Genomic DNA, 15137 nt, shown 5'->3' with positions numbered 1-15137 from the left:
CCTCCCCGCACCCGACCCCGCAACCGGCCGGCAGCCTATCGCGCCGCCTCCGCCCCGGCCGGCGCCGGCTCCTCCCGCGCCTCCTCCTCGGCGCGGCTGAGCGCCGCGTGGCGGGTGTCGGGCATCAGCACGTACGTCACCAGCGAGACGAGGGCGCACCCGGACACGTACCAGAAGAACGCCTTCTCGTGCCCGCCGTTCTTGAACCACAGCGCCACGTACTCCGCCGTCCCGCCGAACAGCGCGTTGGCGACGGCGTACGGCAGGGCCACGCCCAGCGCCCGGACCCGGGTGGGGAACAGCTCGGCCTTCACCGCCGCGTTGATGGAGGTGTAGCCGGTGACGATCACCAGGGCCAGCAGGGACAGGCCGAGCGCGGACCAGTACGAGGACGCCGAACCGAGCGCCGTCATGATCGGGTACGTGCCGACGGTGCAGCCCACCGCGAAGGTGATCAGCAGGGGGCGGCGGCCGATCCGGTCGGACAGCATCCCCGCGAAGGGCTGGAGGACGGCGAAGAGGGACAGGGCGGTGAAACTCACCAGCGTGGCCGTGTTCTTGGCCATGCCCGCGCTGCCGACCAGGTACTTGGTGAGGTAGGTGGTGTACGTGTAGTAGGCGACGGTGCCGCCGAGGGTGAGCGCCATGACCAGCCCCGCCTGCCGGCGGTGCTCCCACAGCGCCCTGAGCGAGCCGCGCGCGCTGTCGTCGTGGGCGCCGCCCTCCTTGAACGCGTCGGTCTCCTGGAGCCGGCGCCGGATCCAGAACACCACGACCGCGAACACGGCGCCGATCACGAACGGGATCCGCCAGCCCCAGCTGCCCAGTTGCTCCTTGGTCAGCGTGTGCTGCATCGTGATCAGGATCCCCAGGCCGAGGAGCTGACCGCACGTCATCGAGACGTACTGGAACGAGGACCCCAGCCCGCGCCGGCCGCGGGCCGAGGCCTCGGTGAGATAGGTGGCGCTGGCCGCGTACTCCCCGCCGATGCTCATCCCCTGGAGCAGCCGGGCCAGCAGCAGCACGACGGCGCCGAAGTAGCCGGCCTGTCCGTAGGTCGGGGCGACGGCGATCATCAGGGCGGCCACCGACATCATGCTGACGGTGAGCGTGAGCGCGCTCTTGCGCCCGTGCCGGTCGGCGGCCCGCCCCAGGATCCACCCGCCGACGGGACGCATCAGGAACCCGACCGCGAAGATCCCCGCCGTGTTCATCAGCTGGGTGGTCGGGTTGTCGCCGGGGAAGAAGGAATCCGCGAAGTAGAGGGCGAAGCTGGCGTAGACGAACCAGTCGTACCACTCCACCAGGTTCCCGAGCGAGCCGCCGACGAGCGCCAGACGGCGCCTGCGGCGTTCGTCCCCGGGCGGCGGACCGGGCGTGACGGCGGACGAGGACATGGCGGCTCCGGAGGGAAGTCCCCGAGGGGAGGGAGTGGTGCCCCGGTTGCGGGGGAGTGCCCAGAGTGGAGCCGCCGCCGCACCCGGACAAGGTCCGCCGCCCAGATCTAACGTTCCGCTAAGAAAGCCGCGCACGCCCCCCGCCGAGGAGGGCCATCTCCTCGTCCACCGCCGCGCGTTCCTCCGTCCGGGCCATCAGGTCCAGCTGCTCGCGGTAGCGCCCCAGCGCGGTGAGCAGCAGCGGGGTCCGCCCGTGCTCCAGGTCGCACATCCGGCGCGCGGCGGCGACGGCCTCGGCCCGCAGGGCCAGCGCCGTGCCGGGTTCGTGGGCGAAGTCCTGGCGGCTGTACTCGTACAACGCCTCGGCCAGGCGCGGCAGATGGGCCAGTGGGCTGACCTGCGCCAGTACGCGGCGGGCGGCGACCTCCTGCCGGGCCGGCAGGGTCCCCGAGGCGAGGAGGGCAACGCGGGCGCGCAGGACGGCGTCGTGATGGATGTGCGGGGTGGGATTCATGAGGGAGATTCTGAAAGCCGCACAGCCCCCCGAACAAGGGCAATCCGCTGTGCTTTCGGTCCTACGAAAACCCCCTCTGACCTGTCATGATGGATACGTCTTCACCCCTGCGCCCCGGCAGGCCCGCGACCGCGCGGAGGGAGCCGCGTGGCGATCAGCGGGACCCGGTGGCAGGCTGGGACGCGAAGTCACGGCGCCGAGCGCCTCCACACCGTCTCCGCAGGAGGTGGGATCCGTGGGAAGACTTGCTCCCCAGACCCGTTTCGCAGTGAGCCTGGCGACGGCCGGATGCCTCGCCGTCGCCCTCGTACCGGTCGCGGCCGCGCCCGCGTCGGCCGCGTACTGCGACCCCGCCGCGTCCGGCAGTTCGCCGGCCGGCGGCGCCGACGCGGCGCGGCTCGCCGTCGCCTGCCTCATCAACGCCGAGCGCACCCAGCGCGGACTGCCGCCCCTTACCGGCAACCCGTCCCTCACGGCGGCGGCCCAGCAACACACCGCCGCCGCCGTGCAGTTGAAATGGTGGGGCCCCGGCAAGGACGCGCACACCAACCCGCAGACCGGCTCCACCCCGCAGAGCCGCATCAAGGCCGCCGGCTACTGCCCGAACCCCCGCTCGTGGGCCGTCGCCGAGATCGCCTACACCGGCTGGGGCACGGCCGGCACCCCGAAGGCCGCCGTCACCTGGTGGATGAACAGCCCCACCCACCGCAACATCATCCTGGACGGCTCGCTGCGCGAGTACGGCAGCTGGGCCCAGGCCGGCGCGGCCGACCGGGCCGGAGCCGGGGCCGCCGGAGCCGGTACGTACGTGGTGACGTTCGGGCGCTGCCAGCAGTGACGGCCCCGCCGGGTCCGCGCCCAGCGGGTGCGCGGACCGCCCGGATGGGCAAAGCTGGACAGGGTGCGGCAGCGCCGACAGCGGAGCCGACTGGCGAGGAGGGGCTCGTGGACGCTTCAGGAGACGTGCGGCGCGCCCGCCCGGCCCGGCGGCGCGGGCGCAAGGCGGGCCTGCTCTGCGCGGCGGCCGTCCTCGCGGCGGTGGCCGCGCCGGCGGCGGCGCAGGCCCCCGCCGACCCCTATCCGGTCGTGGTCGTCGACTGCTTCTCCACGGCCCAGGTCCAGCCCGAGGAGTACATCCTGGCCTGCGGAGACGGCAACAACCGCCTCGTCGGGCTGCACTGGCGGTCCTGGGGCGCGAGCACGGCGACCGCCACCGGAACCGACATGGTGAACGACTGCACCCCGTCCTGCGCGGGGGGCCGTTTCCGGCCCTACCCCGTGAAGGTCACCCTGAGCGCCCCGCGCCCCTGGCCCACCCATCCCGGGGTCCAGCGCTTCACCGTGATCCGGCTGCTCTACCCGGACCGGGCCCCGGAGCCCGTGCGGAAGGACGTCACCTACAAGCTCCTCTACTGAGCCGGCCGGCCGGCAGGGATCGCCCCGAGCAGCTTCTCCCGGAACAGGTCGAGGACCCGCTCCAGCGCCTGCCGCGTGGGCTGGCCCGGCTCGTCGACGAGGTGCTCCGTCAGGACCGAGTGCGGGGGGAGCGGGCTCTCCGGGTTGGCCGTGTCGTCCTCCAGCTCGACGGCGACGAAGGCGTCGCCGAGCTCGCGGCGCAGGAACGCGAACCGCTCCCCGGGCACCAGACGGTCCCCCTTGAACCGCAGCCCCAGCACCTGCAGCCCCTCGCGCTCACAGCGTCCGCGCACCACCGCCAGCTCACGGGGGCTGATGTCGATCGAACCCGCCCGGCCCGGGGTGCACGGCAGGGGGAGCGACGGCTGGGACAGCACAGGGGCGAGCATCCGCTCGTCCGTGGCCATGGCGAGCGCGAAACCGCCGGTCAGGCACATACCGACCGCCCCCACGCCGGGACCGCCGCAGCGCTCGTGCTCGGCGGCGGCGAGCGCGCGCAGCCAGCCCACCACGCGTGAGCTGCGCCCCGTCGCCAGGAGCGTGAACTCCCGGCTCACGCACACCTGCCCCATGGTCGAGGCCATGGTGCGGGCGGCGCCGGCCCATCCCGCGGTCGAGGGGTTCGCGTCCCGCCCGGGCGTACCGAACAGCACCGGGAGCACGGCCGTGCAGCCGGCGTCCGCCACGCGCTCCGCGAACCGCAGGACCGCGGGGGTGATCCCGGGAACCTCGGCCATGACGACCACCGCAGGGCCCGTGCCCCGGCGCAGCACCCGGCGGGTGGTGCCGTCGTGGGTGAACGTGCTCCTGGTGAACCCGGTCAGATCGTGGTCCGCCACGGTCTCCCCTTCCGTCGAACCTCCTGGACGGCGCTCAAGTTACCGGTACGTACGAGCGACTGGCCAAGCGGACGGCCCGCCGGCCGCGGTTTGTCCGCGACCGACGGGCCGTCCGTCGCCCTAGCGGCCCGCGGCGCCGCCGGCGAGGGGCCACTCGCGGTGCAGGGAGCCCAGCGGGATGCGGCGTTCCAGGACGGGGGTGCCGAACAGGGAGAGCTGGAGGTGCAGTTGGCCGTTCAGGTCGAAGCCGCCGTACAGGGCCCAGGCGCCGCTGACGGAGGTCTTGCCGTCGCTGGACGCGGAGGCCTTCGCGTCGGCCTCGCCGCGCACGTAGGGGGCGAAGTCGGCGCCGACCCCGACGGCCCCGTACAGGCCGACGGAGGCCTCGGCGCCCAGAGCGCCCTTGACCCGTCCGGCGGCGGTCACGGTGGCCTTCACCGGGGTGCTGTGCACGGCCGAGGTGCTGACCGGCTGCCAGCCCTTGCCCGTTGCATAGCTGCCGCCGACGCGGAAGTCGCCCTGGACGTCCTGCTGGACGTCGAGGGTGACCTGGCCGTCGGCCTCCACCTGGATGTAGGTGGTCAGGTCGAGGTTGACCACGACCGGGACCGGGCCGACCTGGATGACGGGGGCGCTGTGGAGCTTGGCGAACGGGATCCGCTTGGGCGCTCCGGTGCTCGCCGCCGCGCGTCCCTTGAGGGCCCACTGCGAGGACCAGTCGCCGCTCATGCCGAGGAAGGCCGCGCTGGGAGCGGAGCCGATCTTCGTGCCCGTGTACGAGAACTCGACCTGGGGGGCGAGCTGGACGAAGCCGGACACCGAGGCACCGGCCGAGGCGGGGGCGTCCTTGGCGGTGTCGATGGCCGCGTTCACGTCGAGCCGCAGGTTGCCCAGCGGCAGCTTGGCGCCCTCGGGGCCGAAGCGGGCGCCCTCGCCCTTGGCCCAGGAGAAGGTGACGCCCTTCATCAGGGGTTCGACGACCATGGCGGAGGGGTCGACCTTGACCTTGCCGTCGGCCTTGGCCTCGCCGAGGGCGGCGGACAGGGTCGTGGGGGCGGTCTTCACCTCGGTGCCGCGGTCTGTCTTCCCGACGACCTCGGTGACCTTCGCGAGGAGGCCGTCGGGGGCGCCGGGCGCCGGGGCGCTGGCGATGACGTCGCCCACCGCGACCGGCTTGGCCGGGGCGGGGGAGTGGTCGGAGGGGGAGTTCTGGCCGCCCTTGGGAGGCTTGGGGGCCGCGGCTATGACGGCCCGCCGGCTGTTCTGGTCGTAGGAGGCGACCCGCAGCGAGGAGGTCTCCGGGCGGCCCTCGCCGGTGGCCGTGCGGGCCAGCGGCGTCGGGTCGGCCGCGCCCTGCGGCGCCGCGGCCACTTCGAGGTGCTGGGAGCCGCCCGCAGCGGGGGCGCCGGGGGAGGTGCCCGGCCCGGTGGAGGCGGTGTGCGCCGGAGAGGAGCAGCCGGCGGTGGCGAGCGCCAACGTGGTCAGGCCGGGAAGCAGGAGGCGTCGGGCGAACGTGCGCACGTAGGAAGAACCATTCGGTAAATGGGGGGAATTGAATGCGTTACCGAGAAGTAACGTGAGGGTTGATCATGACATGAGCAGACTGGTCCGGTCATCTCGGGATCCGGCCAACTCGCTTGCGGCCACTGAAGGTTGAACATTCAAAAGCGATATCCGCAGGGCCGGGTGGCTGACAGCGCCGGCCGGACCGCCACACCCGCCGCCGCCCCTCGTTGAAGGGACAGCCCTCCGCCATCCCGCCGCCAGCCGACCGCCGGCCCACCCCGACCGGAGCCACCGTGACCGCAGTCGCCCTCCCCTTCCGGGCGGCCCTCCCCGTCGCCGTCAAGGTGCCCCTGACGGCGACGGGGTGCGCGCTGCCGCTCTACGGGGTGTGGGCGACGGTCCTCGCGACCGGCGGCGGGGACCTCGCCGCCCAGACGGCCTGGGCCGGCTTCGCCGCCCGCCACCCCGGCTCCGCCTACCAGCTCGGCTGGTACGGCGGACTGCACCCGGCCTCCTACAGCCTCCTCTCCCCGTACGCCATGGCGGCGTTCGGGGTGGTGCCCGTCACCGTGGCGGGCGGCCTGGCCGCCACCTGGCTGGCGGGACTGCTGTGCGTGCGCGGCACCGCCCACGGCGTCCGCGCCCCCGCCCCGGCGGCGCTGGCGGCCGCCCTCTGCGTCTGGTGCCAGGCCGCCTCCGGCCGGACCACCTTCGTCCTCGGCGCCGCCCTGGCCCTCGCGGCGCTGCTCGCCGTCCCGGCCGACGGGCCCGCCCGCCCGGGCCGCCTCGCCGCCGCCGCGTCCTGCGCGGCCCTGGCGACGACGGCGAGCCCGGTCGCCGGACTCCTGCTCACTGTGATCGCGGCGGCCCGGGCCCCGTTCCCCCGCCGCCCCGACGCCGCCACCGCCGCACTCCTCGCCCCGCCCGCCGCCGTACTCGCCCTGACGGCCTGGCTGTTCCCCTTCCACGGCGAGCAGCCCATGCCCCTCCTGCGGATCTGGCCCCCGCTGCTGGCGGCCCTCGCCGTCCTGGCGGCGGCCCCCCGCTCCTGGCCGTGGGTCAGGCGGACGGCCGCGGTCTACGCCGCCGCCGTTGTCCTCGCCCACGCCGTCCCCTCACCGATGGGCACGAACGTCGAGCGGCTGGCCGGCCTCGCCGCACCCCCGCTGCTCCTGGCCGCCGCCTCGGCCACGACCGCCCGGCGGCGCCGGACACGGGCCCTGACCGCACTCGCCCTCTGCCTGCTCTGGCTGGGCGGGAACACCACCGCCCACCTCCGGGACACCGCACGGATCCCGCCCTGGGCCGCCGACACGGACGGGGTCCGCGCGGCCCTCGTCCGGTTCGGCGCCGGCCGGACCCGCGTGGAGGCCGTCATGTCCCGCAGCCACCGCGAGGCGGTCGCCCTCGGCCCGGACGTCCCCCTGGCCCGGGGCTGGAACCGGCAGGCGGACGTGGAGCGCGGCCGCCTGTTCTACGAGGGATTCGGCCCCCGCGCCTACCGCGCCTGGCTCGACCACTGGGCCGTGGGCCTGGTCGCCGTGCCCGCCGGCCCGCCGGACGCCGCCGCGCGGCAGGAGTACGCCCTGGTCACCAGTGGCCCCGACTACCTCGAACCGGTGTGGCGGGACCGGAACTGGCGGGTCTACCGCGTCCGGGACGCCGTACCCCTGGCCGACCCGCCCGCCACCGTGGTCCGCGCGGACGCCGCCCGGATCCGGCTGCGCCTGCCCCGGCCCGGCACGGTGACCGTCCGCGTCGTCGACTCGCCCTGGCTCACGACGGACACCGGATGCCTCGAACCGTCCCCCGACGACCGCGGATTCGCCCGCCTGACCGTGCGCGGACCCGGTGAGGCCACCCTCGGCTCCTCCTACCGCGCCCGCCTCACAGGAGCCCCCCGATGCGCGGACTGAGCCGGATCCCGGCCCGGCTCGCCCTGGTCTGCGTACGCCGGCACGTGCTCGTCCTGACCGTCTGGGCGCTGCTCCTCGGCTCCGGACTGGCCGCCGCCGGCCCGGTGGTCCACCGGCTCGACCGGCGGCCCTGGAGCGTCGCCGCCCACGAATCGGTACGGGCCAACCGGCTGCTGGACGCGGCCAAGCCCCACGGGACCCAGATCGACGCGGTGGTCGCCGGCGCACCCGCCGCCGACCCGGCCCTGCGCCGTGCGCTGACGGCCGCACGCCACGACCTGGCCGCGCTCCCCGGCGTCCACGACGTCGCCCCCCTCACCGGCCCGGCCGTCGCCGCCGACGGCCGGGCCGTCCTGCTCTCCGTACGGCTCGACCGCACCCTCCCCGACCCGGCCCGCCGCCGCTGCGAACGCGCCGTCGAAACCCGGCTGCGCGCGGTCCGCCGGGCCCTGCCCGGCGTCACCGTGACCCTCGGCGGCAGCGACCGGGCCCGGGCCGACGTGGCCGCCCGGACCCTGGCCGACACCAGACGGGCCGAACTGGTCACCCTGCCGGTGACCCTGCTCGTGGTCTGCCTCCTCTTCGGCGGCTTCGTGGCGGCCGCCGTGCCGCTGGCCGCCGCGATCGCGACCGTCGCCACCGGGATGCCGTGGCTCCTGCTGCTCTCCCGCTGGTACGACCTGACCTCCCCGGTCCTGTCCACCACCGCGATGGTGGGCCTCGGACTGGCCGTGGACTACTCCCTGCTGATCGTCGGCCGGCTGCGGGAGGAACGCGCCGCCGGACACGACCTCGCGGAGGCCGTCGTACGCACCATGGGCAGCGCGGGCCGCTCCGTCCTGTTCGCCGCTCTGGTGATCGCCGCCGCCCTCACCGGGCTCGCCGCCTTCCCGAGCGACTTCTACGCCTCCGTGGGCCTGGCCGCGGCCGGCACCGTCCTGCTCTCCCTCGCCGCCGCCGTCACCCTCACCCCGGCCCTGCTGGCGGCCTGCGGACGGCGGATCGGGGCCCGCGGCTGCCGCGACGCCGACGAGGGCGCCTTCGCCGCCCTGGCCCGCTGGACCCGGCGGCGGGCCCCGGCCGTCGCCCTCGGCGTCGGCGCGCTCCTGCTCGCCTCCGCCGCACCCTTCCTCCACGTCCGCCTGGAAAGCCCGGTCGGCGAACGGCAACTGCCGCCCGGCAGCGAGGCCCGCCACTTCGCCGACCTGGTGGCCGGCCGGTTCCCCCAGCACCGGGCCGACGCCGTCGTGGTCGTCGCCCGCACCGACCCCGCCCGGCTCGGGGCCTGGGCGCGGGGCCTCGCGCACCTTCCCGGGGCGGAGTCCGTCGGCCCGGCCACCGCCGCCGGGCCCGGCCTCGCCGCCGTCCGCGTGCTCCCCGTACGCGACGGGGACCCCGCCACGGCCGAGCGCCTGGTCGGCGCGCTCCGGGCCGAACGCCCGGCCGGCCTCCCGCTCCTGGTCACCGGCCGGGCCGCCCTGGACGCCGACTTCCGGGCCGAGGTCGTCGACCACGCCCCGCGCGCCGCCGCCGTCATCGCGCTCGTCAGCTACGTCCTGCTGTTCCTCATGACCGGCTCGCTGCTCCTGCCGCTCAAGGCGATCGTGATGAACACCCTGTCCCTGGGGGCGTCGTTCGGCGCGCTCGTCCTCGTCTTCCAGGACGGCTGGTGCGCCCGCGCCCTCGGCGTGCACACCCTGGGCGGCCTGGGCTACTGGCTCCCGGTGGTCGTGTTCGCGCTGGCCTTCGGACTGTCCATGGACTACGAGGTCTTCCTGCTCTCCCGCATCCAGGAACTCCACCGCGACGGGGCGGACAACGACCGCGCGGTGGAGGCCGGCCTCCAGCGCTCCGCCCGGGTCATCAGCTCCTCGGCCCTGCTCATGTGCATCGTCTTCACCGGCTTCGCGACGGGCGAGGTCCTGGTGATGAAGCAGCTCGCGACGGCCCTCGCCCTCGTCGTCGTGGTCGACGCCACGCTGGTCCGCTGCCTGCTGGTCCCCGCCACGATGACCCTGCTGGGCCGGGCCAACTGGTGGGGCCCGCGACCCCTGCGCAGGCCGCGCGCCGTGGCTCAGGCGATGCCGACGGTATAGGCGGCGCGGTACCCGCCGCCCTCGGCCACGGGCGCCAGCGTCATGGTCCCGGCGGCGGCCCTGTACCGGTCGTCGTGGGCGTTGGGGCTGCGCGGCGCCTTGCGGCGGGTGTAGGGCGCCCGGGCGTAGACCTCCCGCAGGAAGTCCTCGGGGAGGAAGAACTGCGAGGTCGTCTCGGAACGGGCGTCCGGCCGCACCTTGAAGTGGATGTGCGGCGCCAGCCCCGCGTACCAGCCGGGGACGATCGTCCGGAACACGCACCGCCCTGCGCCGTCGGTCACCTGCACCCCGCGCAGCGGGCCCTGGCGCCCCTGTGAGTACACCCCGCCGGCGTCGGCCTGCCAGATGTCCACGGCGGCACCGGCCAGCGGACGGCAGCCGGCCGAAGCCCGCACCACCGTCAGTTCCAGCCGCAGCGGCACCCCCTCACGCCCGTCGGTGACGTCCGAACGGGTCAGGCCCGCACCGGAGTAGTTCGGTCCCGCACCCGCCTGCACCGCCAGCACGCACCCGGGCGTGGCCCCGGCCGGCGGCGCGGCGGCCGGGCGGCCGCAGCCGGCGGTCAGCGCGGCGACCGAGGCCGAGCCGGCCGCCAGCAGAAGGGCACGACGACTGCTCGGGAAGGTGCCGTTGTCGGTCATCCGAACCTCTCACGCGTACGCCCGGGGCCGCACGACCCGCACGGCCGCCCCCGGCAGCCACCGTGCCGCACCCCGCCGCCGGGCCCCGCGACCGACACACCGCCGACCGGGCGTCACACCCGCCCCGCCCCGCTCAGTTCCCGTCCCCGAAGCCCCATGAGGCGATGTCCCGGTAGTGGATCGGACCCGGGCCGCGCCCGATGTTGCTGCCCACCAGGTGGAGGCGCCCGGCGTGCCAGGCGCGGCCGGCGAACCCGGTGAGACCGGCGGCCGCCTCCGGCACGCTGGCGGTGTCCCCGCGCCGGGCGCGGGCCAGCGTGAGGTGGGGGCGCAGCGGCCGGCCCACGTAGGGGATGGCGCACTCCTCGACGAGGGAGCGCACCTCGCCGGCCAGCCGGTGCAGCCCGTCGAGGTCCCCGTCGATCCCGGTCCACAGCACCCGCTCGTCGAAGTGGCCCCCGCCGCGCAGTGCCAGCCGCAGGGGCCGGCGTATCGCGGCGAGGCCGGCGAGGGGACCGCGCAGGCGGGGGACGGCCGCGACCGGGAGCTCACCGAGGAAGGCCAGGGTGATGTGCCAGTCCTCGATCCGGTTCCACCGCATGCGCGGGTACGCCTCGTACGCGGGCAGCAGCTCCCGTTCCAGTTCCTCCTTCGCGTCGTCGGGCGGGGCGAGGGCGATGAACACGCGGACGGTCGCGCTGTGGGTCTGATGTTTCACAGGGGACTTCGTACCGTGCCGGGGCCGTCGGAACCAGCCGGCGGACCCGGGGCCCGCCCGGCGTGGCAGAATCACGGCACGTGACCGAACCAGCGATGTGCCCCACGCCCCGTCGGACCGGGCCCCGCCGGGAGGGGGCGTGACCCCGCGCCCCGTGCTGATCGTCGACGCCGCGAACGTCGTCGGTTCCGTGCCCGACGGCTGGTGGCGCGACCGCAGGGTGGCCGCCGAGCGGCTGCGCGACCGGCTGGCGGAGCGGGACGCCGGCGAGGAGGTGATCCTCGTCGTCGAGGGAGCCGCCCGGGGCGTCGCGTCCGTGCCCGGCGTACGGGTCGAGTCCGCGTCCGGCAGCGGCGACGACCTCATCGTGGAACTCGCCGCCGCCCACGCCGACCGCCCCTGCACGGTCGTCACCGCGGACCGCGCCCTGCGCGAACGCGTCCGCGCGCACGGCGCCGCGTGCGCGGGCCCCCGCACGGTGCGCCCGGTCTAGGCCGTCCAGGTCGTCCCCGCCGCGTCGGTGGCGCTGCCCAGCTGTGCGGCCAGGCCGTCCAGGACGAGGCGCAGGCCCAGTTCGAAGCCGCGGTCGTCCAGGCCGGCGAGGCCGCCGGGCACGGAGCGGGTCGCTTCGAGGGAGTCGGCGAGGGCCGGGTAGCCGGGGCGGTAGTCGCCCGGGGCGCGGGTGAAGCCCGCGGTGAAGGTCTCCAGGGCCGAGCCGAGGACCAGGTAGTCGAGGGCGGCCGCGGCCTCGGCCGCCCCGGCGGGCGTGCAGCCCGCCCGGACCAGGGCGGCCAGCAGGACGTCGTAGCTCCGCAGGGCCCGCTCGGCCTCGACCCGGCGGCGGGCCACCAGGGCGATCATGTGCGGGTGCTGGAGGTACACGCGGCGGTAGCCGCGGGCGTACTCGGCGACGCCCCGGCGCCACTCGGGATCCTGGAGCGGTCCGAGGTCGATCTCCTCGTTGAGCAGCTCCGACGCCGCGTCGAGCAGGTCCTCCTTGGACGCGACGTGGTGGTAGAGCGAGGCGCCGCGCACCCCGAGCCGGTCGGCCAGCGACCGCATCTTCAGCGCGTCCGGGCCCTGCTCGTCGAGCAGTTCCAGTGCGGCGCGCGCGATGATCGCGCGGCTCAGCAGCGGCTGGCTCGGTCGGCCCACGGCGGTTCTCCCCCTCTTTCGCCGCAAGGTTACCCGCCGGCAGGTCTTCCCAAGAGGTCGAGGGCGCGTTAACGTCCCCGCAACCCCGTTACCTAACAAGGTTAGATTTAAGTTCGGGGAGCCGCCGGGGTCACGGGACGGCTCCCCCTGCCCTCCGAGGTGTCACGTGTCAGAACCCTCCACCGGCGGCAGACCCGCCACCGCCACCCCGCAGGACGGCGACGCAGCCCGCCTGAACGACCTCGGCTACCGGCAGGAGTTGCGCCGCAGCCTCGGCGTCCTGGGCAACATCGCCATGGGCTTCGCCGTGGTCTCGCCCGTGGTCGCGCTCTACGCGGTGTCCATGGTCGGCACGACCATCGCCGGGCCCGCCTGGGTCTGGGCGCTGCCCGTCGTGCTGCTCGGCCAGTGCCTGGTCGTCAACGTCTACTCCGAGCTGGCCTCCCAGTGGCCGCTCGCCGGCGGCCCCTACCAGTGGGGGCGCCGCCTGCTCGGGCCCTCCTTCGGCTGGATGAGCGGCTGGGTCTGGCAGTTCGCCGTCATGTTCGGCAACACCACCGTCGCCTACCTGGCCGCGCCCTGGGTCTTCGCCCTGACCGGGGTCACGCCCACCCCGGCGGCCATGGTGGCGGTGGCCGCGGCCATCCTGCTGGCCTGTACGGCCGTCAACGCCTTCGGCATCAGGATCCTCAGCTTCTTCGTCTCGCTCGGCATCGCCGCCGAAGCCGTGGCCTCGGTCCTGGTCGGCTTCAGCCTGCTGCTGTTCTTCCGCAAGCACGGCTTCTCCCTCTTCACCGAGACCCTCGGCGCCGAGCAGCTGTCGGGCGGCTCCACGGTGATGGCCTTCCTGGCCGTCCTCGCCGTCGCCGGCTGGGGGTTCATCGGCTTCGACGCCTGCGTCTCGACGGCCGAGGAGACCAAGGACGCCGGACGGCAGGTGCCGCGCGCCATGTGGTGGGCGCTGCTCAGCGTCGGCACCGTGGTCATCCTCAACGCCATGGCGGTGGCCCTGGCCCACCCCGACCCGGCCGCGGTCGTCGCCGGCCGCGACCTCGACCCGGTGACCACCGCCGTGGTCACCTCCTTCGGCTCCTGGTCCGACAAGCCCTTCGTTCTCGTCGTCCTGGTCGGGTTCCTCGCCTGCGCCATGGCCTCCCAGGGCGGCGCGGCCCGCGGCGTCTACTCCCTCGCCCGCGACGGCGTCTTCCCCCTCTCCCGCCAGGTGCGCCGGGTCAACCGGCGCCAGGCCCCGATCGGCGGCCTCGTCGCCTCCACCGCCGTCAGCTGTTCCGCCCTGCTCCTGGGCCTGAACGCCACCGCCATCGGCAGCCTGATCGCCTTCGGCACGGGCGCCACGTTCCTACCGTTCTTCCTGGTCTCCCTCGCCGCGCTCATCGCCCGGCTGCGCGGCACCTGGGTGCCGTCCGGGCACGTCCGCCTGGGCCGCAAGGGCACCTTCCTCAACGTGCTCGCCGTGCTCTGGACGGCCTTCGAGGTGGCCAACGTCTGCTGGCCGCGGGCGATCCTCGCCCCGCCCGGCGCCCCCTGGTACCAGATCTGGGCCGGCCTCCTCGGCATCGGCGCCGTCATCTCGGCCGGCCTGCTCTACCTGCTGGTCCGGCGCCCCCAGGAGAAGCTCCGCGCCCTGGAGGAGCCGACGGCGCCGCGTCGGCCCGCGGACCGCTCCGCCGAACCGGCGCCCGGGCTCTCCTGACCCCACCTGACCCCACCCGTCCACCCCTCCATCGGGAGATATGTCATGCGCATGCCATCGATGAGCCGGCGGGGCTTCGGCGCCGCCGCACTGTCCGCCACCGCCGCCACCCTGCTCGCCGGCCGCGCCCTCGCCGCAGACACGGGCGACACGTCCGCCGCGTCCGCGGAGAAGTACACGGCGCCCGCCGAGTGGGAGGACCACTCCTGTTGCGTCATGTCCTGGCCCTGGGACCGCACGGACGGCTGGGGCTCCCTGCTGCCCGACGTCCAGGGCGAGATCGCCGGCATCGCCCGGGCCATCGCCCGCTCCGAACCGGTCCTGATGTTCGCCGAGCCCGGACACACGGACGAGGCACGCGCCCTGTGCGGCCCCACGGTCACCGTCGTCGAGTACCCCGTCAACGACTGCTGGACGCGCGACACCGGCCCGATCTTCGCCCTCGACGCCGCGAAGGCCCGCAGCATCGGCCTGGACTTCGGCTTCAACGGCTGGGGCGGCAAGTACCCGTACGACAAGGACGACTTCCTGCCGGTCGGCGTCTGCGATCACCTCGGCGTCCCGCGCCGGGACGTCCCCATGATCCTCGAAGGCGGGTCCGTCGTCACCGACGGCCAGGGCACCCTCATCACCACGGAGGAGTGCCTGCTCAACCCCAACCGCAACCCCACGATGACCCGCGCCCGGATCGAGTCGACGCTGCTGGCCGCCTACGGCGCGACCAAGCTGATCTGGCTCCCGTACGGCCTCGCCAACGACACGATCACCAACGGCCACATCGACCTCGTCGCCGCCTACCTCGGCCCCGCCCGGGTCCTCCTGCACACCCAGCCCGACACCACCAGCCCCAACCACGCCCGGATGGCGGCCAACAAGGCGGTCCTGGAAGCCGCCACCGACGCCCGCGGACGCCGCTTCGAGCTGGTGGAGATGCAGCAGCAGCCGCACTTCCGGCAGAACGGCCTCCTGGTCGAGACCTTCAGCTACACCAACTACTACCTGACGGCCTCCCAGGTGGTCGTCCCGCTCTCGGGAGAGCCGGCGGACACCGCGGCCCTCGCGCAGCTCCGGACGCTCTTCCCCGGCCGCGAGGTCGTCGGCAGCCCCGCCCGGATCCTGGCCTGGGGCGGCGGGGGAGTCCACTGCGTCACCCAGCACGTGCCGCGCACGCGCTGACCGGGGGCGCACGGTTCGCGGCGCGCGCCCCGCGCGCCGCGAACCGGCC

Annotated in this window: 14 protein-coding genes; 7 read left to right on the top strand and 7 right to left on the bottom strand. The window is 74.9% G+C overall.

Features of this window, described 5'->3' with window-relative positions; genetic code table 11:
* Positions 1-35 precede the first annotated feature (35 nt).
* Complete coding sequence (locus ACZ5NJ_RS20895; protein ID WP_468766555.1) at positions 36-1397, bottom strand: MFS transporter; 1362 nt, start codon at positions 1395-1397, stop codon at positions 36-38.
* 118 nt (positions 1398-1515) lie between these two features.
* Positions 1516-1911, bottom strand: coding sequence for a hypothetical protein (locus tag ACZ5NJ_RS20890; protein ID WP_468766554.1), 396 nt, complete (start codon positions 1909-1911; stop codon positions 1516-1518).
* 235 nt (positions 1912-2146) lie between these two features.
* On the opposite strand from ACZ5NJ_RS20890, the gene ACZ5NJ_RS20885 reads away from it, so the two are divergent.
* Together ACZ5NJ_RS20885 and ACZ5NJ_RS20880 are read left to right on the top strand one after the other, a co-directional pair.
* Positions 2147-2749: a CAP domain-containing protein gene (locus ACZ5NJ_RS20885; RefSeq protein WP_468766553.1), complete on the top strand. Its 603-nt coding sequence runs from the start codon at positions 2147-2149 to the stop codon at positions 2747-2749.
* A 107-nt stretch (positions 2750-2856) separates the two neighbouring features.
* Positions 2857-3327, top strand: a complete 471-nt coding sequence (locus ACZ5NJ_RS20880; RefSeq protein WP_468766552.1) for a hypothetical protein — start codon at positions 2857-2859, stop codon at positions 3325-3327.
* Here the strand turns inward: ACZ5NJ_RS20880 and ACZ5NJ_RS20875 are convergent.
* Together ACZ5NJ_RS20875 and ACZ5NJ_RS20870 are read right to left on the bottom strand one after the other, a co-directional pair.
* A complete protein-coding gene (locus tag ACZ5NJ_RS20875) occupies positions 3321-4166 on the bottom strand; it encodes a dienelactone hydrolase family protein (protein WP_468766551.1) in 846 nt (281 codons plus the stop codon). The two genes, ACZ5NJ_RS20880 and ACZ5NJ_RS20875, sit on opposite strands and share 7 nt — an antisense overlap.
* A 120-nt stretch (positions 4167-4286) precedes the next feature.
* Positions 4287-5687, bottom strand: a complete 1401-nt coding sequence (locus tag ACZ5NJ_RS20870; protein WP_468766550.1) for a hypothetical protein — start codon at positions 5685-5687, stop codon at positions 4287-4289.
* A 278-nt stretch (positions 5688-5965) separates the two neighbouring features.
* Here ACZ5NJ_RS20870 and ACZ5NJ_RS20865 point away from each other — a divergent pair, with 278 nt between their 5' ends.
* Complete coding sequence (locus tag ACZ5NJ_RS20865) at positions 5966-7588, top strand: hypothetical protein (RefSeq protein WP_468766549.1); 1623 nt, start codon at positions 5966-5968, stop codon at positions 7586-7588.
* Complete coding sequence (locus ACZ5NJ_RS20860) at positions 7576-9684, top strand: MMPL family transporter (RefSeq protein ID WP_468766548.1); 2109 nt, start codon at positions 7576-7578, stop codon at positions 9682-9684. Before ACZ5NJ_RS20865 ends, ACZ5NJ_RS20860 begins: the two co-directional genes overlap by 13 nt.
* Here the strand turns inward: ACZ5NJ_RS20860 and ACZ5NJ_RS20855 are convergent.
* Together ACZ5NJ_RS20855 and thpR are read right to left on the bottom strand one after the other, a co-directional pair.
* On the bottom strand, positions 9663-10325 hold the full coding sequence (locus tag ACZ5NJ_RS20855) for a dioxygenase family protein (protein WP_468766547.1): 663 nt from the start codon (positions 10323-10325) through the stop codon (positions 9663-9665). The genes ACZ5NJ_RS20860 and ACZ5NJ_RS20855 overlap by 22 nt on opposite strands.
* Positions 10326-10458: 133 nt before the next feature.
* Positions 10459-11043: an RNA 2',3'-cyclic phosphodiesterase gene (gene thpR / locus ACZ5NJ_RS20850; RefSeq protein WP_468766546.1), complete on the bottom strand. Its 585-nt coding sequence runs from the start codon at positions 11041-11043 to the stop codon at positions 10459-10461.
* Positions 11044-11182: 139 nt separating this feature from the next.
* Here thpR and ACZ5NJ_RS20845 point away from each other — a divergent pair, with 139 nt between their 5' ends.
* The gene (locus ACZ5NJ_RS20845) at positions 11183-11536 is read left to right on the top strand and encodes a PIN domain-containing protein (RefSeq protein ID WP_468766545.1); all 354 of its coding nucleotides are present in this window, start codon (positions 11183-11185) and stop codon (positions 11534-11536) included.
* On the opposite strand, the gene ACZ5NJ_RS20840 is transcribed toward ACZ5NJ_RS20845, so the two are convergent.
* On the bottom strand, positions 11533-12198 hold the full coding sequence (locus ACZ5NJ_RS20840) for a TetR/AcrR family transcriptional regulator (RefSeq protein WP_468766544.1): 666 nt from the start codon (positions 12196-12198) through the stop codon (positions 11533-11535). The genes ACZ5NJ_RS20845 and ACZ5NJ_RS20840 overlap by 4 nt on opposite strands.
* Positions 12199-12364: 166 nt before the next feature.
* Here ACZ5NJ_RS20840 and ACZ5NJ_RS20835 point away from each other — a divergent pair, with 166 nt between their 5' ends.
* Positions 12365-13912 carry an APC family permease gene (locus tag ACZ5NJ_RS20835; protein WP_468766543.1) on the top strand — a complete coding sequence of 516 codons (1548 nt, stop codon included), beginning with the start codon at positions 12365-12367 and terminating at the stop codon, positions 13910-13912.
* Positions 13913-13957: 45 nt separating this feature from the next.
* Positions 13958-15088, top strand: coding sequence for an agmatine deiminase family protein (locus ACZ5NJ_RS20830; protein ID WP_468766542.1), 1131 nt, complete (start codon positions 13958-13960; stop codon positions 15086-15088).
* The last annotated feature ends 49 nt before the right edge of the window (positions 15089-15137 follow it).

Source organism: Streptomyces sp. NPDC032091 (assembly GCF_055580265.1).
Note: the sequence above shows the minus strand (reverse complement) of the source record. Positions and strands in the feature narration are given on the sequence as shown.